19 protein-coding genes and 1 tRNA gene are annotated in these 21,190 nt (G+C 63.5%); 3 read left to right on the top strand and 17 right to left on the bottom strand.

Going from position 1 to position 21,190, the window contains the following annotated elements:
- Positions 1–21: 21 nt before the first annotated feature.
- From QYR03_RS10020 to ykgO, 9 genes are all read right to left on the bottom strand, one after another.
- Positions 22–750: an aminoacyl-tRNA hydrolase gene (locus QYR03_RS10020; protein ID WP_301713435.1), complete on the bottom strand. Its 729-nt coding sequence runs from the start codon at positions 748–750 to the stop codon at positions 22–24.
- Complete coding sequence (serB, locus tag QYR03_RS10015) at positions 750–2,000, bottom strand: phosphoserine phosphatase SerB (RefSeq protein WP_301713434.1); 1,251 nt, start codon at positions 1,998–2,000, stop codon at positions 750–752. The genes QYR03_RS10020 and serB overlap by 1 nt, the downstream gene beginning before the upstream one ends.
- A gap of 104 nt (positions 2,001–2,104) precedes the next feature.
- Positions 2,105–3,904, bottom strand: a complete 1,800-nt coding sequence (gene ctaD, locus QYR03_RS10010) for a cytochrome c oxidase subunit I (RefSeq protein ID WP_301713433.1) — start codon at positions 3,902–3,904, stop codon at positions 2,105–2,107.
- A 268-nt stretch (positions 3,905–4,172) separates the two neighbouring features.
- Entirely contained in the window at positions 4,173–5,177 is a 1,005-nt protein-coding gene (gene nrdF / locus QYR03_RS10005; RefSeq protein WP_301713432.1) for a class 1b ribonucleoside-diphosphate reductase subunit beta, read from the bottom strand.
- A gap of 64 nt (positions 5,178–5,241) precedes the next feature.
- Positions 5,242–7,404: a class 1b ribonucleoside-diphosphate reductase subunit alpha gene (gene nrdE, locus QYR03_RS10000; protein WP_301713431.1), complete on the bottom strand. Its 2,163-nt coding sequence runs from the start codon at positions 7,402–7,404 to the stop codon at positions 5,242–5,244.
- 85 nt (positions 7,405–7,489) lie between these two features.
- Positions 7,490–8,014: a class Ib ribonucleoside-diphosphate reductase assembly flavoprotein NrdI gene (gene nrdI / locus QYR03_RS09995; RefSeq protein ID WP_301713430.1), complete on the bottom strand. Its 525-nt coding sequence runs from the start codon at positions 8,012–8,014 to the stop codon at positions 7,490–7,492.
- A 118-nt stretch (positions 8,015–8,132) separates the two neighbouring features.
- On the bottom strand, positions 8,133–8,366 hold the full coding sequence (gene nrdH / locus QYR03_RS09990) for a glutaredoxin-like protein NrdH (protein ID WP_259851853.1): 234 nt from the start codon (positions 8,364–8,366) through the stop codon (positions 8,133–8,135).
- A gap of 439 nt (positions 8,367–8,805) precedes the next feature.
- Positions 8,806–10,872 (bottom strand): VWA domain-containing protein, encoded by a 2,067-nt coding sequence (locus QYR03_RS09985; protein WP_301713429.1) that lies wholly within the window; start codon positions 10,870–10,872, stop codon positions 8,806–8,808.
- A 122-nt stretch (positions 10,873–10,994) separates the two neighbouring features.
- Positions 10,995–11,117 carry a type B 50S ribosomal protein L36 gene (ykgO, locus tag QYR03_RS09980; RefSeq protein ID WP_003852698.1) on the bottom strand — a complete coding sequence of 41 codons (123 nt, stop codon included), beginning with the start codon at positions 11,115–11,117 and terminating at the stop codon, positions 10,995–10,997.
- Between the two features lie 205 nt (positions 11,118–11,322).
- Between ykgO and nadE the strand changes: the two genes are divergently transcribed.
- Positions 11,323–12,207: an ammonia-dependent NAD(+) synthetase gene (gene nadE, locus QYR03_RS09975; RefSeq protein ID WP_259851855.1), complete on the top strand. Its 885-nt coding sequence runs from the start codon at positions 11,323–11,325 to the stop codon at positions 12,205–12,207.
- A 36-nt stretch (positions 12,208–12,243) separates the two neighbouring features.
- Here the strand turns inward: nadE and QYR03_RS09970 are convergent, their stop codons facing one another.
- The 6 genes from QYR03_RS09970 to pgm form a co-directional block, all read right to left on the bottom strand.
- Positions 12,244–13,011, bottom strand: coding sequence for a fructosamine kinase family protein (locus QYR03_RS09970; protein ID WP_301713422.1), 768 nt, complete (start codon positions 13,009–13,011; stop codon positions 12,244–12,246).
- Positions 13,004–13,483 (bottom strand): methylated-DNA--[protein]-cysteine S-methyltransferase, encoded by a 480-nt coding sequence (locus QYR03_RS09965; protein ID WP_301713421.1) that lies wholly within the window; start codon positions 13,481–13,483, stop codon positions 13,004–13,006. The genes QYR03_RS09970 and QYR03_RS09965 overlap by 8 nt, the downstream gene beginning before the upstream one ends.
- Before the next feature lie 102 nt (positions 13,484–13,585).
- Positions 13,586–13,661, bottom strand: a tRNA-Ala gene (locus QYR03_RS09960).
- Between the two features lie 108 nt (positions 13,662–13,769).
- The gene (locus tag QYR03_RS09955; protein WP_301713420.1) at positions 13,770–14,537 is read right to left on the bottom strand and encodes a thioredoxin domain-containing protein; all 768 of its coding nucleotides are present in this window, start codon (positions 14,535–14,537) and stop codon (positions 13,770–13,772) included.
- A gap of 48 nt (positions 14,538–14,585) precedes the next feature.
- Positions 14,586–15,053 carry a MauE/DoxX family redox-associated membrane protein gene (locus tag QYR03_RS09950; RefSeq protein ID WP_301713437.1) on the bottom strand — a complete coding sequence of 156 codons (468 nt, stop codon included), beginning with the start codon at positions 15,051–15,053 and terminating at the stop codon, positions 14,586–14,588.
- A 132-nt stretch (positions 15,054–15,185) separates the two neighbouring features.
- The gene (gene pgm / locus QYR03_RS09945; protein ID WP_301713419.1) at positions 15,186–16,844 is read right to left on the bottom strand and encodes a phosphoglucomutase (alpha-D-glucose-1,6-bisphosphate-dependent); all 1,659 of its coding nucleotides are present in this window, start codon (positions 16,842–16,844) and stop codon (positions 15,186–15,188) included.
- 154 nt (positions 16,845–16,998) lie between these two features.
- Between pgm and QYR03_RS09940 the strand changes: the two genes are divergently transcribed.
- Positions 16,999–17,355, top strand: a complete 357-nt coding sequence (locus QYR03_RS09940; protein ID WP_259851860.1) for a CrcB family protein — start codon at positions 16,999–17,001, stop codon at positions 17,353–17,355.
- A complete protein-coding gene (locus QYR03_RS09935; RefSeq protein WP_259851861.1) occupies positions 17,352–17,804 on the top strand; it encodes a CrcB family protein in 453 nt (150 codons plus the stop codon). The genes QYR03_RS09940 and QYR03_RS09935 overlap by 4 nt, the downstream gene beginning before the upstream one ends.
- 53 nt (positions 17,805–17,857) lie before the next feature.
- On the opposite strand, the gene QYR03_RS09930 is transcribed toward QYR03_RS09935, so the two are convergent.
- Both QYR03_RS09930 and QYR03_RS09925 read right to left on the bottom strand, forming a co-directional pair.
- The gene (locus QYR03_RS09930) at positions 17,858–20,404 is read right to left on the bottom strand and encodes an ABC transporter permease (protein ID WP_301713418.1); all 2,547 of its coding nucleotides are present in this window, start codon (positions 20,402–20,404) and stop codon (positions 17,858–17,860) included.
- An 11-nt stretch (positions 20,405–20,415) separates the two neighbouring features.
- Complete coding sequence (locus QYR03_RS09925) at positions 20,416–21,180, bottom strand: ABC transporter ATP-binding protein (protein WP_301713417.1); 765 nt, start codon at positions 21,178–21,180, stop codon at positions 20,416–20,418.
- Between the last annotated feature and the right edge of the window lie 10 nt (positions 21,181–21,190).

Raw genomic sequence — 21,190 nt, 5'->3', positions numbered from 1 at the left:
CTAGACGTGTAGTTAGACGTACTATCCCGGCAGCGCCACCACCGTGGTGGAACCGGGCGCGACTTCGGTAAAGCCGCTATCCCGCACGGCGACGGCCGCGGGGTCGCGGCTCAGCCGCTCGAAGTCTCCCCGCGGGACTTCCCGCACCTGGAGCGGGAAGCCGTCGGCGGCCCACGCCTGCACCTGCTCGGGTCCCATCGCCGCCGCGAGCAGCATCGACGCGTGCCCCGCCTGCGCCGCGGCCTTGCCCGCCGTCATCCCCAACGAGGCGTCGACCGCGATGAGCGGAACACCTGGATCACGATCACCGGGCGCATCTGCGGGCAGCTCTGTGCCGCGGATCTGGAGTTTCGCAATCGGGTGGGGCACCTCGGAGACCGCCGAAGGAATGAACGCGCGTGCGGCCGCCGTCCCGGAAACCGCGGTGCATCCGGGCAGGGCCTGCACCTTCTCCCAGCCTGCACCCCGCGCCCGGCGGGCAATCTTACGGATCCGGTGGCCGTACCACTGCGCCAGCGCATCCTGCCACGCGCCGGGCTGCGCCGCGCGCGGATCGAGGCACACCGCGACGACGGCCTTGGCGGCCGCGGCGAGCACGTCGGACCGCTCAGGCAGCTCGGCCTTCGGGATATGGAGCGCGATCTGCATCGCTTGAACCGTCTGCGGGTCGTCTGGGTCCTCGGTTCCTCTCCCGTCGCCGGAGAGGGAATGGGTGAGGAACGAGTGGGCGTCGATAAGCTCGCTATCCATTAATCGAGCGCGACCTTGCCCTCGATGCCGGTTTCCTCGTTGAGCAGATCGATTTCATGCCGCGGCACGCCCATGATGTAGAGCACCGAATCAAGGAACGGGTACGTGACCGCGGTATCCGCGACCTCGCGCAGAGCCGGTTTCGCGTTGAAGGCGATGCCCAGGCCCGCCTCGGTGATCATGTCGATGTCGTTCGCGCCGTCCCCCACCGCGACCGTCTGCGACATGCGCAGACCGGAATCGACTGCGAATTCCGCGAGGAAATCCGCCTTCGCGCGCCTGTCGACGACCTTCCCAATCACGTTGCCCGTCAACTTCCCGTCGGCGATCTCAAGCGTGTTCGCCCGCACGTAGTCGAGCTCGAGGTCCTCCGCCATCGGCTCCAGCACCTGGATGAAGCCTCCTGAAACCACCGCGGTGCGGTAGCCCATCTGCTTGAGCGTGCGGATCGTCGTCCGCGCTCCCGGCGTCAGCTCGATGGCGCGGGCCACCTCGTCGATCACCGAGGCATCCAGACCCGCGAGCGCCTTCACACGCTCACGCAGGGACTCCTCGAAATCGAGCTCTCCGCGCATCGCCCGCTCCGTGACTGCCGCGACCTCCTCTTCACGCCCCGCATGCGCCGCGAGCATCTCGATGACCTCGCCCGTGATCAACGTCGAATCGCAGTCGAAGCACACCAGGCGCTTAGAACGACGGGCCAACCCGGCCCGCTCGATCGCGATGTCCACTCCCAGCCCAGACGACAGGACTGCCAGCGCCTTACGCACCGTGTGGCTCACCTCGTCGCCCTGCCCCGGAATCGTGATGGACAGCTCGAGGCCCGTCACCGGATAATCGGAAATACCGCGGATACGGTCGATATTCGCCCCGAAATCCGCCAACGTGCGGCCGATCTCTGAAACAGCCTCCGCCGTAACCGGGTCGCCCAGCACCACCAACGCGTGGGTGGAGCGCTTGCGTTGCGGTGCCAGCGACTTTTCATCCGTCTCAATCAGAACGGCGTGGCCAGACAGTTCCGGCGCCGCCTCCAGATCCCTGCGGAGCGCCTCGACGGCAGACGGCTTCACTCCCGCGAACGCCGCCAAAGCGAGCCGCCCGCGAAAATTAGCCTGCTCCGCATCGAGCAGTTGCACCCCGTGCTGGGACAGAACAGCGAAGAACGCCGCTGTCACACCCGGACGGTCCGCACCCGTCAATGTGATCACGGCGTAGTGGAGACCAGGTTGCAAACGCACGGCATAACTCATGGCTTAGAAACTACAGCAAGAAGCCCCACTCCACGATTCGCGGAGTGGGGCCTTCAATCAGGAGCGGCCGGGGTTGCGGCCGCCGGGCCCTGTACGGGCTAGTGCTAGTCGGTCACCTTGGTGGAACCGGTGCCAGCAGCCGCACGGGTTGCACGGCCGTCGGTCTCGCCCGGAGTGGTCAACTCGGAGCGAGTGTCGTGGTGGCCGGTGTGAGCCTCACGGCGCATGGTCTCAACCATGTGCGGGTAGTGCAGCTCGAAGGCCGGACGCTCCGAACGGATGCGCGGCAGGGACTCGAAGTTGTGTCCCGGAGGCGGGCAGGAGGTAGCCCACTCGAGGGAGTTACCGTAGCCCCACGGATCGTCGACGGTGACGACCTCGCCGTAGCGCCAGGACTTGTACACGTTCCAGATGAACGGCAGGAACGCGATGCCCAGAATCAGGGAGCCAACCGTGGAAATCTGGTTGAACAGCGTGAAGCCGTCGGTGTCCAGGTAGTCGGCGTAACGGCGCGGCATGCCCATGTTGCCCAGCCAGTGCTGGATCAGGAAGGTCATGTTGAAGCCGATGAAGGTCAGCCAGAAGTGCCACTTACCCAGAGTCTCGTCGAGCATGCGGCCCGTCATCTTCGGGAACCAGAAGTACACGCCGGCGCACGATGCGAACACCACGGTACCGAAGAGGGTGTAGTGGAAGTGCGCAACCAAGAAGTAGGTGTCAGCCAGCTGGAAGTCCAGCGGCGGGGAGGCCAGCATGATGCCGGTCAGACCACCAAACAGGAACGTAGCCAAAAAGCCCATCGCCCAGACCATCGGGGTCTCGAACGTCAGGTGGCCGTTCCACATCGTGCCGACCCAGTTGAAGAACTTCACACCGGTCGGAACAGCAATGAGGAAGGTCATGAACGAGAAGAACGGCAGCAGGATCGCACCGGTGACGAACATGTGGTGCGCCCACACAGCCATGGACAGGCCGCCGATCGCCAGCGTTGCGAAGATAAGGCCAATGTAGCCGAAAACCGGCTTACGGGAGAAGACCGGGACGACCTCGGAGATGATGCCGAAGAACGGCAGCGCGAGGACGTAGACCTCCGGGTGGCCGAAGAACCAGAACAGGTGCTGCCACAGGATGCCGCCACCGTTGGCCGGATCAAAGATATGTCCGCCGAGCTTACGGTCGTACAGGACACCGAGAGCAGCCGCGGTCAGCAGCGGGAAGATCATCAGCGCGATGATGGACGCGACGAAGATGGTCCACGTGAACACCGGCAGACGGAACATGGTCATGCCCGGCGCACGCAGGGTGAGCACGGTGGACACCATGTTGATGGCGGAAGCCAGGGTGCCGACACCGGTAGCGCCCACGCCCAGGATCCACAGGTCAGCGCCCACACCCGGGGTGTGGATTGCGTCCGCCAGCGGCAGGTACATGGTCCAGCCGAAGTCGGCTGCGCCGCCCGGGGTCAAAAAGCCCGACAGCATCGCGAGAATGCCCGCCTGGGTGACCCAGAAGCCGAAGGAGTTCAAGCGCGGGAAAGCCACATCCGGTGCGCCGATCTGCAGCGGCAGCACGAAGTTGGCGAAGCCCCAGACGATCGGAGTACCGAACGCCAGCAGCATCACCGTGCCGTGAAGGGTGAACAGCTGGTTGAACTGTTCGTTGGACAGGAACTGCAGACCCGGGGAGAAGAGCTCCGCGCGGATGAGCAGGGCCATAAGGCCACCAACAAAGAACCACACGAAGGACATGATGATGTAGAACACGCCCAGCTGTTTGTGGTCTGTGGTGGTCAACAGGTCGTAGAGGCGGGTGCCCTTACGTGCCTTTCCGGTCGGCTCCGGCCGGACCGGGGCGACAACGTCGGACCCAGCCGTGTTGTCAAGCCGTGGTGCCACAGCAGTCATTCGATTCCTCCTGATTGAGACTCAGCCGCACCACGTCCCCGGAACCGAACCTCGGCCCGGGCACACCCATGCAGGCGCATGGATAGGCGCAACTAGTACCGCTTCATCTTAACGGCCGCCCCAGCCAAAATCCAGACATCACAGGCCACACCCATAATGGGCGCGGCACCTGCCTGATTGGGCCACCCTGATTGACCCCGGATTGGGGAGAGCGGCCGCCCCAACTGAGGCGGCGGTTGAATTGAGAGAGAGTGAGCCGGATGCGGCTCTAGAAATCCCAGTCGTCGTCCTGGGTGTCCTCGGCCTTGCCGATGACGTAAGACGAACCGGAACCGGAGAAGAAGTCGTGGTTCTCATCCGCGTTCGGCGACAGGGACGCCAGGATCGCCGGAGAGACCCGGGTCTCGTCGACCGGGAACAGCCCCTCGTAGCCCAGGTTGTTCAGCGCCTTATTGGCGTTGTAGCGCAGGAAGCGCTTGACGTCCTCGGTCCAACCCAGCGGGTCGTAGATGTCCTCGGTGTACTGGCATTCGTTGTCGTAGAGGTCGTAGAGCAGGTCGAAGGTGTACTCCTTCAGCTCCTCCTTGCGCTCCTCGGTCTCTTCCGCCAACGCGCGCTGGTACTTGTAGCCGATGTAGTAGCCGTGCACCGCCTCGTCGCGGATGATGAGGCGGATGATGTCCGCGGTGTTGGTCAGCTTGGAGTGCACCGACCAGTTCAGCGGCAGGTAGAAACCGGAGTAGAAGAGGAAGGACTCCAGCATCACGGAGGCGATCTTGCGCTTCTGCGGGTCTCCGCCCTCGTAGTAGTTCAGGATGATCTTGGCCTTGCGCTGGAGGTTCTCGTTCTCCTCCGACCAGCGGAACGCGTCGTTGATCATGGGGGTCGATGCCAGGGTCATGAAGATGTTCGAGTAGCTCTTCGCGTGGACGGACTCCATGAACGCGAGGTTGGTGTAGACCGCTTCCTCGTGCGGGGTCTTCGAGTCCGGCAGCATCGAGACAGCGCCGACGGTGCCCTGGATAGTGTCCAGCAGAGTCAGACCCGTGAAGACGCGCATCGTCGCCTGCTTCTCGTCCTCGGTGAGCGTCTTCCAGCTCGGGATGTCGTTGGACACCGGGATCTTCTCCGGCAACCAGAAGTTGCCCGTGAGGCGGTCCCAGACTTCCAGGTCCTTGTCGTCGGGAATCGAATTCCAGTTGATCGCCTTCACCGGCTTGTCGTGGGAGGCCAGGTACGAGTCGTATTCATGCGCGTCAGTCACGCAGATCATCCTATCTGTTTGCTGGGAAAACGTGGGGTGAGGCGGTAGAGCCGCCCCGTCGGGAAGCGAAGGCCTACAGCATGCAGGACACGCAGCCCTCAATCTCGGTGCCTTCGAGCGCCATCTGGCGCAGACGGATGTAGTACAGCGTCTTGATGCCCTTGCGCCACGCGTAGATCTGCGCGCGGTTCAGGTCGCGGGTAGTCACCGTGTCTTTGAAGAACAACGTCAGAGACAGGCCCTGGTCGACATACTTGGTGGCCACCGCGTAGGTGTCGATGATCTTCTCGTAGCCGATCTCGTAGGCGTCCTTGAAGTAGTCGATGTTCTCGTTGTCCATGTGCGGCGCCGGGTAGTAGACGCGGCCGATCTTGCCTTCCTTGCGGATCTCGATCTTGGAGGCGATCGGGTGGATCGACGAGGTCGAGTTGTTGATGTAAGAGATCGAGCCGGTCGGCGGCACCGCTTGCAGATAACGGTTGTAGATGCCGTCGCGGGCCACGTCCGCCTTAAGCTGGGCCCACTGCTCGGCACTCGGCGGCTGGGCGGAAGACTTCTCGAAGATTGCCTTGACCTTCTCCGTCTTCGGCTGGAACTCCTCCGGGTTGTAGCGGTCGAAGAACTCTCCCGTGGCGTACTCAGAGCGTTCGAAGCCTTCGAAGGCCTCGCCCTTTTCCACCGCGATTGTGTGGGAGGCCTTGAGGCATTCGTAGAGGACAGCGGCGAAGTACGCGTTAGTGAAGTCCAGACCTTCCTCGGAGCCGTACTCGACGCGTTCGCGGCCCAAGTAGCCGTGCAGGTTCATCTGGCCGAGACCGATGGCGTGGGAGGCATCATTGCCTTCGCGCACGGACGGCACCGAATCGATGGAGGTCTTGTCCGCCACGGCGGTCAGGCCGCGGATGGCCGTCTCCACAGTCTTGGAGAAGTCGTCCGAATCCATCGACATCGCGATATTCAGCGAACCGAGGTTGCAGGAGATGTCGTTGCCCAGCTCCTTGTAGGTCAAGTCGTCGTTGAGCACGGACGGAGTGTTGACCTGCAGGATCTCGGAGCACAGGTTGGACATGTTCACGCGGCCGATCTTCACCGGGTTCGCCTTGTTCGCCGTGTCCTCGAACATGATGTACGGGTAGCCGGACTCGAACTGGATCTCCGCGATCGTCTGGAAGAACTGGCGGGCGTTGATCTTGGACTTGCGGATACGCGGGTCCTCGACCATCTCCTCGTACTTCTCGGTCACCGAGATATCGGCGAACGGGACACCGTAGACGCGCTCGACGTCGTACGGGGAGAACAGGTACATGTCGTCGTTGCGCTTGGCCAGTTCGAAGGTGATGTCCGGAATGACCACGCCGAGGGAGAGGGTCTTGATGCGGATCTTCTCGTCTGCGTTCTCGCGCTTGGTGTCCAGGAAGCTCAGGATGTCCGGGTGGTGCGCGTTCAGGTACACCGCGCCCGCCCCCTGGCGCGCGCCGAGCTGGTTGGCGTAGGAGAAGGAGTCCTCCAGCAGCTTCATCACCGGGATGACGCCGGACGACTGGTTCTCGATGTGCTTGATCGGCGCACCCGACTCGCGGATATTGGACAGCAGCAGTGCCACTCCCCCGCCTCGCTTGGACAGCTGCAGCGACGAGTTGATCGCACGTCCGATGGACTCCATGTTGTCCTCGATGCGCAGGAGGAAGCAGGACACGAGCTCGCCGCGCTGCGCCTTGCCGGCGTTGAGGAAGGTCGGGGTGGCGGGCTGGAAACGGCCGGTCATGATTTCGTCGACAAGCGCGGAAGCGAGCTCCTCGTTGCCGTCGGCGAGGAACAGCGCCGTCATCGACACGCGGTCCTCGAAACGCTCCAGGTAACGGCGCCCGTCGAACGTCTTCAGCGTGTACGACGTGTAGTACTTGTACGCGCCCAGGAACGACTTGAAGCGGAATTTGTAAGAGTACGCCCGCTTGAACGTGGACTTCACAAAGTCCCACTCGTACTTCTCGATCGTCTCCGGCTCGTAGTACTTGTTCTCCATCAGATAGTTCATCTTCTCTTCCAAGTCGTGGAAGTAGACGGTGTTCTGGTTGACGTGCTGCAGGAAGAACTGGTTCGCCGCCTCACGGTCTTTGTCGAACTGGATCTTGCCGTTCTCGTCGTACAGGTTCAGCAGCGCGTTCAGCGCGTGGTAATCGAGCTGTTCGGACTGGTTAACCGGCTCAGCAACGGTCTTACCCACGGTGTCGGTCACGGTTCTTCGGGCCTTTCTCAAGCAGTGATCAAGTTGAATTGTGAAGTTGAAAAGCTAAAAGGTGCAGTTACACAGCTATGCAGCTCTATACGGCTTGGTAGCGCTCCCGCAGCCGCGCGAGGCGCCGCGCACTATCCATCTTCTGCGCACGATGCTCCTCAAGCACCTCGCGCTCGTGCGCGGTGAGCGGTTCGAGGCCGAGCTTATCGACGTTCGCCACCAAGTTCTCGCGCACCGTCTCCACATCCAGCTCCGAGCCCATAAGCTCGAAACGATACATGTGCGGCACACCCGTCTTGGCTGCGATGACATCCCCCGCTTTGCAGAAGTCCGGGCCGAAATTCGAGTTGCCCGACGAGATCACGCCGCGCAGCAGCTTCCGGTTCGACTCGTCATTCAAGAATCGGATCACCTGCACCGGGACTGGCCGGGAGTTCTCGTGGTTGAGCGACGCCCCTCCCCCGTAGGTCGGGCACACGAGCACGAACGGCTTCTCCACCTTCAGCGGCGCCTCCGTGCGCCGCAGCGGAATCCGTGCGCTCGGAAGCCCGAGCTTCTCCACAAAGCGGTGGGTATTGCCCGTCGCGGAAGAGAAATAGACGACCAACATGAAGGACTGCCGACCTTAAATATGAGCGGGATGTGAGGATGGGATGACTGAACGGGAACTATCGGCGCAAAACGTCGAGCCGCCAACAACGTGACGGCTCTAGTTTCTTGCGGGGCGGCTAGGCGACGCCCTCTGCGAGGGTGCGGATACGGTCCGGGCGGAAGCCCGACCAGTGCTCCCCGTCGGCCTCCACGACCGGCGCCTGCAGGTAGCCCAAAGCCATGACGTAGTCACGTGCGGAATCATCCATGGAGATATCCACGGTGGTGTACTCCAGGCCAGCGCGGTCCAGCGCCTTCTTCGTCGCGTTGCACTGCATGCAAGCCGGCTTGGTGTAAAGGGTGATCGACATAATTCTCAGGCTCTTTTCTTCTCAGAGGATGTTCGGGGGCTAGTGAGACTTACCTGGCGGCCCCAGGGGTGCCGCTAGCGCTCGAATCAACATAAGAGTGGTGCGGCATCGAGCGATGCGCCGCGCCCGCTCCCCGTCGGGGGGCGAACACCAAGAAACACTATACGTTGTGCCTCATTCTAGCAACTGGTACTACATGTAGTAGTTACACGTGTGGTATTCGCAGGATAGCCAAGGGAAATAACCTACATGTAGTTCTGTCACATACGTTCACACGCGGAAAACGGCTTACACGGGTGGAATTTCACACGAAATATTTTCACGCCCTCCCGAAATCACGGTGATCACAGCGCGGAAAGGCCCTTCCTGATCCCTGATTCACACCGAACCGGGGATCCTGGGAGGGCCTCAGCGCCCCATATTGGCGGGGCCACCACTACTACCTGCGGCGCAACACCACGATCGCCGCCACCAACGCCGCCAGCACCGCCAGAATGCCCGCACTGATCAACGCAATCAGAATGCCGCGGGCACCGGAGCCCTTCCCACCATCATCTTCCTGAGCCTGCGTCTGCTCCGACCCATCGGACTCCCCGCCGTCCTTCTTTCCGCCTGTATCCGGCGGAGTATCACTCGGCTCCGGACCATTTTCCTCCGACGGACGCCAATCCGGACCATCAGTCTCCGCCCCAACCGCGTCGAACGCGATCTCAAACGGCTGCTCGACACCCATGACCTTGTCCGCGTCGCCCTGCGGCATGCCGAGACCCACGTAGTAGTAGCCCGCGTTCGCCTGCTGCGCACCCGTACTGCCAGCTTCCCTGTTACGGAAGCTGATCACGTTTCCAGCCAGGGTGGCTTCAGGGCGGTTCGATTCATACTTGATGTTTTGGCGGAACGGCGAATACAACATCGGGGACAGATTTCCAAGACCGCCATCCTGCGGCTCGAGGGACCGGTAACTGAACACTGGCCGCTGCCCGTACTCCACCGGGATCTTGTAGAAGCGGTACTCACCCGGAACAATCGCGTCCTTATACGCACCCGGCTTCACTTCCACCGCCTCAGAGAAACTCGAGCCGCCCTTGATGTCTTGGGGCCCATCGAAGCTGAGCTGGGGACCGTCATCATTGGTGTCCACCGCATCGGGGTACTCGGCGACCTCGGAATCATCGGGAATCGGCTCGAAGTTGATTTCAACCTCAACGTCGACTTTTTCCTCACCACGGCCAGATGCAGCGCTGGCGTTCTCATACGCGATTTGGTCAGGAATAGTCCATTGTTGCCCGCACCCTCGTTCTTCCTCGACCGGCTGAATCCGCCGGATCAGAGGTTCCGGCATCCAGGCAGCGCTGCCGCTCGTCTTGCCGTCGATTTCTGTGTAAGCACCGCCGTAGCTGCCTTCGCACTTTTCGACTCCGTTTATGGGGTCAGCACGTCGTACGGTGAACCTGGCATCAGTAGCTCGCCCCGAAGTCGACCGCTTTGGAAGGACAGTCGTTGAAATGACCGCATTGTGGCCCTCCGGAATCGCGACCTTGTAGTAGCCTGTCTCGACTTTATCGCCGGGATTCTTCTGGAGTTTCGCGTTCACGGTGGTGTGATAGCGGCCTTCGCCCAGCCACTTGGCGTCTTCCGGGGTATCGGAATACTCAAACTCAGTACCAGCCGTCTGGTAGGTCTCGGCGTCACGCTGGGCCAGGAACTTCAACGACTCCGCCAACGAACCAGCATCATCAGCTTCCATGAACTCACCGCCACCAGCCTCGGCGACACACTCCAGCTCCTTACGGGCCTCCTCATCAGTCTTGAACCCGACCGTGTGAATCGTCAGATCAAAACCATCACCCGCCAACTCCTTAGCCACCTCACACACCGGCGGCGGCGCACACGTATCAATACCATCAGAAACCAAAATGATCGTCCGCTCACCCGAATCACCAAGCTCCTTAGCGGCAGCCTTCAACGAATTACCCACCGGGGTATACCCCTTCGGCGACATCTCATCGATCTTCGAATTCAACGTGTCCTTATCCAACTTGCCCACCGGAACCAACGTCTCAATATCCTGACACCCCCTCTCACGATTATCCGGCGCATTCGACTCACGCATCCCATACGCCAACAAACCCAAATTCGCCTGCTCCGGCAACGAATTCACCAAATCATGCGACGCCTTCTTCGCCGCATCCATACGACTGCCACCACCAACGTCAGCCTCACTCATCGAAAACGACGCATCCAACACCAACGCCGTTTTACTATCAACCGTCGCCTCACCCGACCCCACCGACGAAGTCGACGACGCTGCGCTCGCCGAAGACGACTCACCACCACCGCCCTGCGCCACGGCATCTCCAGGAGCAACAAACCCCCACACACCAAGCAGCGCAGCAACAAACAACACCGAAACAAAACTCAAAGGAAACGTGCGCGTCGTACTCATGATCCTGAAAAAGTCGGAGACAACAAACAGCAAGTACACGAGAAAATAATTTCCCCGCATGAACCTACGGTTAACACTGCGCACAGATCGTGTCACAAATCACAACAATGACTCGGAAAAAGAAAACGCCCCCTGCCGTGAGCACGGAGCTCATTGCGGCGGGGGCGTTAAGAAATCAGCGACTAGCCCTGACGAGCCTTGAAGCGCGGATCCTTCTTGTTGATCACGTACACTTTGCCGCGACGACGGACAACCTGAGCGCCCGGCTTGTTCTTCAGCGACCGAAGGGACTTACGGACCTTCATCGGGCGCTCCTTTCTACTCGTTTGTTTTCCCGAGTGCCCGCCGCGGAAACACGGTGATCCGTGCAGGTGGCGGCGTTCAATCGTTTCTTTGGTCGGCGCGCCACAGGATGGCGCTGCCGTGCAACGGGAGTCAATGCTACCTGACCGGCCCCGAAGCACCAAAACGGCCGGAGCCGGGGAATGCTTCCGCGCTACGATAGCGGACATGTCTCACGAGTCCGGCACCACTTCCGACAACTTGCCCGAACACCCCTCCCATGACGCTATCGGCGCAACGCAGCAGGAAATCATCGCGGCGCTCGACGTGAAACCGTTCATCGCGCCCGCCGGCGAGATCGCCCGGCGCGTGGACTTCCTCGTCGACTACCTGGAAAAGACCGGCGCGAAGGGCTTCGTCCTCGGCATCTCGGGCGGCCAGGACTCGACACTAGCGGGCAAATTGGCGCAGATGGCTGTGGAGAAGACCCGCGAGCAGGGCCGGGAGGCCACGTTCGTCGCAGTGCGTCTCCCCCACGGTGTGCAGGCGGATGAGGATGACGCGCAGCTCGCCCTCGACTTCATCCAGCCCGACAAACGCGTCACGGTGAATATCGAGCCGGCGACGACCGCGCTCGCCAGCCAGGTGGCCGACAGCCTCGACCGCGGCAAGCTCGGCGACTTCAACAAGGGCAACGTCAAAGCCCGCATGCGTATGACCGCCCAGTACGCGATCGCGGGCGAGCTTGGACTCCTCGTTATCGGCACTGACCACGCGGCGGAGAACCTCACCGGGTTCTTCACTAAGTTCGGCGACGGCGCGGCCGATCTCATCCCCCTCGCGGGATTGAACAAACGCCAGGGCGCGCAGCTCCTCGCCCACCTCGAGGCGGATAAGCGCCTCTACGAGAAGGTCCCCACCGCCGACCTCGAAGAAGACCGGCCCGCGCTTCCCGACGAAGAGGCGCTAGGCGTCACCTACGCCCAGATCGACGACTACCTCGAGGGCGCGCTTATCGACGCCACCGCCGCCGCCCGCCTCGAGCATCTCTGGGCCGTCGGCCAGCACAAGCGCCATCTGCCGCCCGGCCCGGCCGAAACGTGGTGGCTCTAGGGGCCTCCGCACCCCCGCCAGCCAAAGCCGCGTGGCCTAACCGATGGTGCGCAACGTCTCCTCCGCAGCGCGGACCAGGGCGGATCCGTAACTCGGGTCGTGCGTGTAGGCATGGACTGCGAGCGGGTGGAGCTGGTGGATGGGAATGCGGGTGTCCCAGCCCCTGCCGAGGGTGGCTCCGGTGGCGAGGTAGCCGTCGATAAGCGCGCTTAGGTGCGGTGCGCCGAAGAGCTCGAGCATCGCGATGTCGGTGAGCGGGTGGCCGCCGTGCGCCGCCGGGTCGATGAACCGCGGGCCGGTGGTGGAGAACAGCAGGTTGCCGGCCCAGAGGTCGCCGTGAATGCGCGCGAGAGGCGCGTCTTCGTCCTCGGCGACGAGCGCTTCGCACGCCCGCTTGACCGTGTCCAACCCTTCCGCACCGAGATTCCCGCTGCGGTGGGCCTTCTCCGCGAACGGCATGACCCGCTGCGCGGTGTAGAACTCCGCCCACCGCGCCGTCGGCGTGCATTCCTGCTCGGCACGGCCGATGAAATTCGGGCCCTCCCAGCCGTCCGCCGGCGCCCCGAACGCGTCCGCGCCCATCGCGTGAATCGCGGCGAGCTCGCGGCCTGCTTCCGCTGCGGCAGCGGCGGTGGGCCGGGCGCTGGCGACGCGCTCGATCGTGACCGTGTTCGCCTCCTCGTCGAGGTCGAGGACCTCCACAACCGCGCGGGAGCCTTCCCGCAGCCAGCGCAGATAGGCTGCTTCGGCCGCCGCGGCCCCCGGAGCGCTTCCGTGCTTCACGAACACGTCTGCATTAGACATCGGCACCCTCCAATTCGAGCAGGAACCGTTTCGTCTCGGAGCCGCCCCGGTAGCCGCCTAAGCCCCCATCCGCACGCAGCACCCGGTGGCACGGCACGAGCAGCGGCAGCGGATTATTCGCGCACGCTCCCCCGACCGCGCGCACAGCCTTCGGGTTCCCTACCTTCGCCGCCAGCTCTTTGTACGTGGTGGTGTGCCCGTACGGGACGCGGGCCAATTCGCGGAGCACGTCAGAGCGGAAACCGGTGGCGAAGCGGTAGTCGAGCGGCACCGTGAACTCACGCCGCTGCCCCGCGAAGTACTCGGCCAGCTGGTGCGCCGCCAGCGGGACTACGGCCTCTGCCCCGATGCGCTCACGCTCAGCATCGATGCCGTCGGACTCGAACAGCACCTTCGCCACCCCCGCCGAAGACACCACCAACCCGATTCGCCCGAGCGGAGAATCAATTTCGTGGAACTGCAGTTCGTCCATGGCCCCCACGGTACTGGGCCGAGCCGGTTCCCGTCGCGGCGAAGACAGCAGAACCGGATGACAGGAATGCGAAAACCCAGCCTTCCGGCTGGGTTTCCATCTTGGTGGAGCTAACGGGATTCGAACCCGTGACCCCCACACTGCCAGTGTGGTGCGCTACCAACTGCGCCATAGCCCCGTAGCTTCCGGCGGACGCTGACTCTTTCGGGCTGTGCGGTCCGCCGAGCGACTTTGCTAAATATACACCGGCGGGCAGGCGAGACCAAAATCGCCCGCTGCCAGGGTTTTAGCTAGCGAGAAGGTCGTCGATCCACTTTTCGAGGGGGTTGGATTCGACATCCTTGCCGTCGACAAGCACGTGCGGGGAGGAAAGCTCACCGGTCTTGTCGACGAGGTCCTTCTCATTAGCTTCGCCGAGCTCCTTCGCCTTGTCCTCGTACTCGCCGTCACGGATCGCCTGGACGGCGTCCTTGGAGGCACCGAAGTCCTTCGCCGTGTCAGCCAGGGAGTTGTTGTCGGAGCTCGAATACAGGCTCTGCTGCTCTTCGAGGAGGACCTTGCGCATGTTCCAGTACGCCGCGACATCGCCCTTGTCGGCCAGCGCGAGGGTCGCCGCCAAGGCCTGCGTGGAGTAGCCCTTGTTGTACTTCTGGCCAGTCCCGTCGAGGAAGACCATCGGGTGGATGTGCACCTTCAGCTCACCGGACTTGATCTTCTCGAGCATCTCGGCGTCCGACTTCGTGGCCAGGTCCGCGCAGTAGTGGCAGGCGAAGTCCTCGTAAAGGCTCGCTTCCTTGGCCCCGTCGGCGTTCTCGCCCGCGAGGGTGATGGTGTTATCGGAGAACTCCATGGTGACTCCGTCGACATTCTCCATATTCTCCGCGAGGCGGTCGGCGCGCGCACCGCGACCGTTGTAGACGATCAAACCGATCACCAGGGCGCCGATGAGAATCAGTGCGCCGAGGGCCCACCAGAAGCCCTTGCCGCCGGAGGAATTGGGGTTAGCGACCTTCGTCGAGCCCTTCGTGGTCGTGGGCTTGGAAGAGGAACTCACAGTGAATCACCTTATGTTCTCGGGGGCGAGCTGTTTCACCCGGAAAGTCTACGGGTACAGCGCGAATTTCTTAAACGGACGGTAGATCATGAACAACGTCACGGCGATCAGGCCTACATCGCGGGCGATCGCCCACAGCAGGTCGCCGCCGGCACTGTCCGGATCGGGTCCGAAACAGCCGCAGTCGATCTGCAGGCCGCGGCTGTACGAGGACGAAAGCCCGATGACGAACAGCACGAGCACGCCGAACGACACCCAGCCCGCAGGACGGATCTTGATGCCCAGCAGCAGGATGAGCCCGCCGGCGAGCTCAGCGGGACCGATGATGCTGGCGAGCAGGCTCGACCAGTACGGAGTGAAGATCTCGTAGGCTTCGATGCTCTGCGTCACGGTCATGTGGTTGCCGAGCTTCGTCGCGCCCGCGAAAATCCACACGGCCGCCAGCCCGAAGCGCGCCAGCGCGGAGAACACGTCGAGTACGCGCCCGCTTGTCGACGTCTCCCCCGCCCCGTCCAGAGCTTCTTCCTCCGTCAGCGCTGCCTCGTCAACCTTGGTGTCATGCTTTGTTGTCACCTCAATGACTGTAGCCCACCCGGTTGGCCGTGAGTAAGACAAAAGCTGTGAGGTCTCGGTCACCCCGCCCGGAGGCTAGTTGCCGAGCACTCCGCTAACGACGTCCTGGGCTTCCTTCTGCACCTGCTCGAGGTGCTCCCTGCCCTTGAAGGATTCGGCGTAGATCTTGTACTTGTCCTCCGTGCCGGATGGGCGGGCAGCGAACCAGGCATTATCGGTGGTGACCTTTAGCCCACCGATGGCGGCGCCGTTGCCGGGGGCCTCGGTGAGCTTGGCTGTGATCTCGTCGCCGGCCAGCGTGGTCGCGGTGACCTGGTCCGGGGAAAGCTTCTTCAAGATGGCCTTCTGCTCACGGTTCGCCTCAGCGTCGGTACGGGCGTAGACGGGAGCGCCGAATTCCTGCTCCAGCTCGGCGTAGCGCTGCGAGGGCGTCTTCCCTGTCACGGCGGTGATTTCCGCGGCGAGCAGATCCATGATCAGGCCGTCCTTGTCGGTCGACCACACGGTACCGTCTTTGCGCAGGAAGGAGGCGCCGGCGGACTCTTCGCCGCCGAAGCCGATGGAGCCGTCGATCAAACCGGGCACAAACCACTTGAAGCCGACTGGCACTTCCACCAGCGTCCGGCCGAGGGAGGCCACGACGCGGTCGATCATCGACGAAGACACCAGGGTCTTGCCCACTTCAGTGCCGCTGCCCCAGCCGTCGCGGTGGCTGAACAGGTACTCGATGGCCACAGCGAGGTAGTGGTTCGGGTTCATCAGACCGGCGTCCGGGGTGACGATGCCGTGGCGGTCCGCGTCCGCGTCGTTGCCGGTGGCGATGTCGTACTTGTCGCGGCCTGCCACCAGGCTCGCCATGGAATTCGGCGAGGAGCAGTCCATGCGGATCTTGCCGTCGGTGTCCAGCGTCATGAACCGCCACGTCGCGTCCACCTCAGGGTTCACCACCGTCAGGTCGAGCTTGTGGGCGTCGGCGATCGCACCCCAGTAGTCGACGCTAGCCCCGCCCATCGGGTCGGCACCGATGCGCAGGCCGGCAGAGCGGACCGCGTCGAGATCCAGAACATTCGGCAGATCCGCGATGTAGTTGTCCATGAACGGGTGCTTGCCAGCCCGGTCGTCAAGCACGCCGCTGACCGGGGTGCGGTTGATGCCTTCGAGGCCGCCAGCCAGGTAGGCGTTCGCGCGTTTGGCAATCCAGTCCGTCGCGTCGGTGTCGGCCGGACCGCCCGACGGTGGGTTGTATTTGAAGCCGCCGTCGCGCGGCGGATTGTGCGACGGTGTGATCACAATGCCGTCGGCGCGCTTCGGGTCCGTGCCGGTCACGCCACCGGACAACTTCGCGTTGTGCGCCAGGATGGCGTGGGAGACGGCGGGGGTCGGCGTGTAGCGCCCGGCGGCGTCGACAAGCACTGCGATATCGTTGGCGATGAGGACCTCGAGAGCGGAGACCATCGCCGGCTCCGAAAGCGCGTGCGTGTCGCGGCCGATGTAGACCGGCCCGCCGATCGAAATCTCGCGGCGGTAGTCCACAATCGCCTGCGTCGTCGCCCAGATATGCTGCTGGTTGAACGCGTTGTCCAGGCTGGACCCGCGGTGCCCCGACGTGCCGAAGGACACCTGCTGGTCCGGATCGGCGGCGTCGATATCGCGCGTGTAGTAGGCGGTGACCACCTCCGCGATATCGATCAAGTCCTGGGGAAGTGCTGGTTGGCCAGCCCTCGTGTGCGCCATGGGGGTACTCCTTAATCCTCTGTGGTTAATCCTCTGCGGTCCGTCGCAGTCAGTCGGTCGGGGTGTCTCCGCTTCCCATCTTCCCCCGTCTTCCGGGCTCCCGCCACGGCAACCGCATTCGCGGGGTGCGCGGAGGGTGAGCTACCGTGACCATGTGGTTGGTTCAGCACTCAAGGACGGTCTCGCGATCGGGTTCGGCGCTTCATTCGGCGCGCTCGCCCGTTTCGCGTTCACGCCGCTGATGGCACCGGAACCGCCGTCGGAGATCATCGTCGTCTTCGTGATCAACTTCATCGGCTGCTTCCTCATGGGCCGCTTCGACCCGGGCCCGTTCTGGGGCCGCGGCATGATCGGCGGCTTCACCACTTTCTCCGCCGTGTCGTTCCTGGCGATGCAGTCCAGCGCCTACGTGGCGCTCATCTACATGGCCGGCACCATGCTCGTCGCGGTCGCGGCGTGGGAGCTCGGGGACGCTTTTCGACGCCGCCGCTCACCCGAGGTAGCCCCATGACCCACCCGACTCCCCGCACTCCCCAATTCCAAGGCCCGGACGGTGTCGTCGGATCCCACCTGCTGGAGGCGTTGAGCACCGGCGACGGGGCGCTCACTATTTTCATGCTGTTCGTGCTCGTCGGCTTCGGTGCCTTCCTCGGCGGCCTCACCCGCTGGGCGCTCAGCGAGGCCCTGCCCGGAACAGTGGGCACATTCGCCGCGAATGTCGTCGGCTCCGCTGTCCTGGGTTTCTCTGCCGCCATGCCGGTGATGTGGCCGGCGTTCCTCGGCGCCGGCTTCGGTGGGGCCGTGTCCACCCTGTCCACGATGGCCAAGGAAATGGGCGGGATGATCAGCAAGAAGCAGTGGTGGCCGCTCACGCGCTACGTACTGATCACCTGCGCCGTCGGCATCGCCGCCGCCTGGTTCGGTCTCAAGTACGGCCTGCGGGTGATTCCGGCGTTCTGATTCGGCTGATCCGGCGGATCGCGCTGGTCCGGCTGATCCGGCTGGTCCAGGTCCTATTCCGCGATGGCGTCCAGCGGCGGAGTCTTCGCCGCGCGCCGGGCAGGCAGGAGCGCCGCTACAATACCGACGACGACGGAGGCGGCGAGCATGCCGGCGATCATCGACCACGGGTAGGCCATACTCTCCAGCCCCTTGTCTGCCAAGACAGTCAGGAAGGACCAGCCCAGCAGCAGGCCAGCCCCGACACCCAAAAGCGCGCCGAAGACCGCGATCTGCACCGACTCCAGAATGATCATGGTGCGCACCTGGCCGCGCTGGGTGCCCACCGCGCGCAGCATGCCGATCTCCTGGCGGCGCTCAATCACCGACAACGTCAGCGTGTTGATGATGCCCAGCACCGCGATCACCACCGCCAAGGACAGCAACGCGTAGAGGATGTAGAGCATCTGGTTGATCATCTGCTGGGCTTCCCCGCCGAGATCCTCCGGGGAGCGGACCTGCACCACAATGTCGTCGTGCACCGCATCCTCGAGGCGGGAGCGCAGCTCGTCCTCCGTGACTGTCCCGTCACCGTTCACGCCGACCATGAGCACCTTGAAGCTCTCCGGCGACTTGATCTGCTCCAGCGACTTCCGCGACACGACCCACGACGAGAAAATATTCGAGTCCTCGAATAATCCCTTCACCGTCGCCTGGGTCTCCGGGGCGCCTGCCCACCCCGGCATCGCGAGGGTCACGGAGTCGCCGACGGAGACATTCTTCTCGGCGGCGAGGGAGGCGGGGAGGAGAACGCCGCCGTCGATAAGCGAAGACGTGCCTTCCGTCATGCTGAGCTTGACCAGCTTGCCGGGGTCCCCCTCGACGACATCTGTAGCACCGACCGGGCCGAACTGGTTGCCGAACTCCCCGTTCACCGTCACCCGCGACTGCGTGTAGGTGACAGTTTCACCCACGCCCTCGACGCCTGGAATCCTGTCCGGCAAGTCGTTCGGGATCGGGAACGCGCCCAACTGCGGGCCGTAGAGGACCATCTCCGCGTCGACCTCGTTTTCCAACACGTCGTCGACTGAGCGTTCCATCGTCGCTCCGAGCATGCCGATCGCCGTGACCAGCGCGACACCGAGCATCAACGCGAATGCCGTCGCTGAGGCGCGTCGCGGATTGCGCTTCGAGTTCGTCGCGGCCAGAGAACCGACCGCCCCGAACGGAGCCCCCGCAATGCGCCCGAGCACCGGGACGACCGGCAGCGAGAGCGCCGGACCAGCGAGGAACAGCCCCACGATCACGAGCACCGCGGCCGCGCCGACCAGCGCGGCTCGACGGCCCGTCGAGCCGTCCTCCCACATCACGCCCCACGCAAGCAGACCGCCGCCGGCCGCGAGCAGCATCACCCCCACGACGGTGCGCGCCACGAGCGGTTGCGGCGCGGCCGACTCGCCCGAGCGCATCGCTTCCACCGGTTGGACCCGGCCGGCACGCCTCGCCGGCGCCCATGCGGACAGAACCGTCACAACGGCGCCGACAACAACCGGCACTACAACAGCCCCCGCGGACAGACCCCAACCGGCACCCGGCAAGCCCATCCCGCGGGAATCCATCACCGCCCGGATAACGGCGACGAGACCAGCGCCAGCGACAACGCCCAACGCCGACCCCAGCACCCCGACAATCAACGCTTCCGCCACGACCGAACGAGTGATCTGGCCCTTCGACGCCCCCAGCGCACGCAGCAGCGCGAACTCCTTCGTGCGCTGCGCAACGATCATGGAGAACGTATTCGCGATCAGGAACGTTCCCACCAACAGGCCGACAAGACCGAAGGCGGTGAGGAAATACCCGATGAAGCTGAGAGCATCGCGGACTTGCTTGGACAGCTCGTCGGCAAGCACGGAGCCTTCCTTGACGGTGAGGTCGCTGTGCTGCGCGGACACGTGCTCGGCGAGCTGCTGCCCCGTCGTTGGGTCCGCTGCAGTGAGCGTGAGACCAGGCACGTACTTGCCGTCGGTGTAGTACTCCACAAACGCGCTTTCCGGCACTTTGAGCATGAGCGACATGCCCTGGTCGAGCTCATCCGTGTACAGGCCAGTGACCCTCATCGTGTTGCGGCCCTCCGCGTCCGCGACGATCACTTCGTCGCCGACAGCGATGCCGTAGTGCTCCGCCCCCGCGGCGTTCAGCAGCGCCTCCCCCACTTTCGACGGGGCCGCGCCGTCCGTGATCTGGAACGGCTGGCCCACAATCTGGTCGTCGGGGTAGTAGAGCCCCACGCGGGACTCGCCGCCGCCCGTCTGGATCGCGTTAGCGCCGGCATCCGCCACGACCACCAACTCGGAACCGTCGATATTGACGCGGTCCACCTGCGGATCAGCCGCGAACTCGTTACGTACCTCGACCGGCAGCACCTGTTTGCCCTCAGCGGGCTTGACCGCCACATCGACGGCGTCGTACTCGCTTGCTACCGCTGAATCGAAAGTTCGCTCGAGCATGTTCGTGAACATCAACGAGCCCGAAATGAACGCGGTGCCGAGCACCACAGCCAGCACCGTGAGAGCGAGGCGAAGCCTGTGCGCGCGAAGATTGCGCACAGACACCTTGGTCATTGCGCCCGCCATCAGCCCTCGATGCCGTTCATCGTTGCGAGGATCTCCTCCATCGTAGGGTTCCGCAGCTCATTGACGATATTGCCGTCCGCGAGGAAGACAACACGGTCGGCGTAGGACGCCGCGCGAGCATCGTGCGTGACAATCACGACGGTCTGCCCGTCGCGATCCACAGCCGTGCGCAGAATGTCCAGCACTTCGCGCGAGGAATTAGAATCAAGGTTGCCCGTCGGCTCGTCGCCAAAAATGATCTCCGGGCGCGACACCAAGGCACGCGCGCACGCCACACGCTGCTGCTGGCCACCGGAGAGCTCGCTGGGACGGTGCCCGAGACGGTGCGACAATCCGAGGCGCTGCGTGATCTCCTCGAACCACTCGCGGTCGACCCGGCCACCTGCGATATCCGTCGGCAAGGTGATGTTCTCCTCCGCCGTGAGCGTGGGCACGAGGTTGAAAGACTGGAAAATGAAGCCGAGCCGATCGCGGCGCAGCGCCGTCAACTGCTTCTCGTTCAGGGCCGCCAGATCCGTCTCACCGATCTCCACCGAGCCGGAATCGAAGGAGTCCAAGCCAGCCATCGTGTGCATCAACGTCGATTTGCCCGAACCGCTCGGCCCCATAATCGCGGTGAACTCCTTGCGCGCAAATTCCACGCTCACACCATCCAGAGCCGTGACCTTTGTGTCGCCGGAGCCGTAGGTTTTCACCAAAGTCACTGCGCGAGCCGCGGGAGCATTCCGCTTATCGACGCTCCCCTCAACCGAATGCCTACCCACGAAACCCGCT

The sequence above is a fragment of the Corynebacterium sp. P4-C1 genome, from assembly GCF_030503595.1.
Lineage (GTDB): Bacteria > Actinomycetota > Actinomycetes > Mycobacteriales > Mycobacteriaceae > Corynebacterium.
Note: the sequence above shows the minus strand (reverse complement) of the source record. Positions and strands in the feature narration are given on the sequence as shown.

Coding starts and splice junctions, on each gene's coding strand:
- QYR03_RS10020 (WP_301713435.1), bottom strand. CDS start 750: ATGGATAGCGAGCTTATCGACGCCCACTCGTTCCTCACCCATTCCCTC.
- serB (WP_301713434.1), bottom strand. CDS start 2,000: ATGAGTTATGCCGTGCGTTTGCAACCTGGTCTCCACTACGCCGTGATC.
- ctaD (WP_301713433.1), bottom strand. CDS start 3,904: ATGACTGCTGTGGCACCACGGCTTGACAACACGGCTGGGTCCGACGTT.
- nrdF (WP_301713432.1), bottom strand. CDS start 5,177: ATGATCTGCGTGACTGACGCGCATGAATACGACTCGTACCTGGCCTCC.
- nrdI (WP_301713430.1), bottom strand. CDS start 8,014: ATGTTGGTCGTCTATTTCTCTTCCGCGACGGGCAATACCCACCGCTTT.
- nrdH (WP_259851853.1), bottom strand. CDS start 8,366: ATGTCGATCACCCTTTACACCAAGCCGGCTTGCATGCAGTGCAACGCG.
- QYR03_RS09985 (WP_301713429.1), bottom strand. CDS start 10,872: ATGCGGGGAAATTATTTTCTCGTGTACTTGCTGTTTGTTGTCTCCGAC.
- ykgO (WP_003852698.1), bottom strand. CDS start 11,117: ATGAAGGTCCGTAAGTCCCTTCGGTCGCTGAAGAACAAGCCGGGCGCT.
- nadE (WP_259851855.1), top strand. CDS start 11,323: ATGTCTCACGAGTCCGGCACCACTTCCGACAACTTGCCCGAACACCCC.
- QYR03_RS09970 (WP_301713422.1), bottom strand. CDS start 13,011: ATGTCTAATGCAGACGTGTTCGTGAAGCACGGAAGCGCTCCGGGGGCC.
- QYR03_RS09965 (WP_301713421.1), bottom strand. CDS start 13,483: ATGGACGAACTGCAGTTCCACGAAATTGATTCTCCGCTCGGGCGAATC.
- pgm (WP_301713419.1), bottom strand. CDS start 16,844: ATGGCGCACACGAGGGCTGGCCAACCAGCACTTCCCCAGGACTTGATC.
- QYR03_RS09935 (WP_259851861.1), top strand. CDS start 17,352: ATGACCCACCCGACTCCCCGCACTCCCCAATTCCAAGGCCCGGACGGT.
- QYR03_RS09930 (WP_301713418.1), bottom strand. CDS start 20,404: ATGACCAAGGTGTCTGTGCGCAATCTTCGCGCGCACAGGCTTCGCCTC.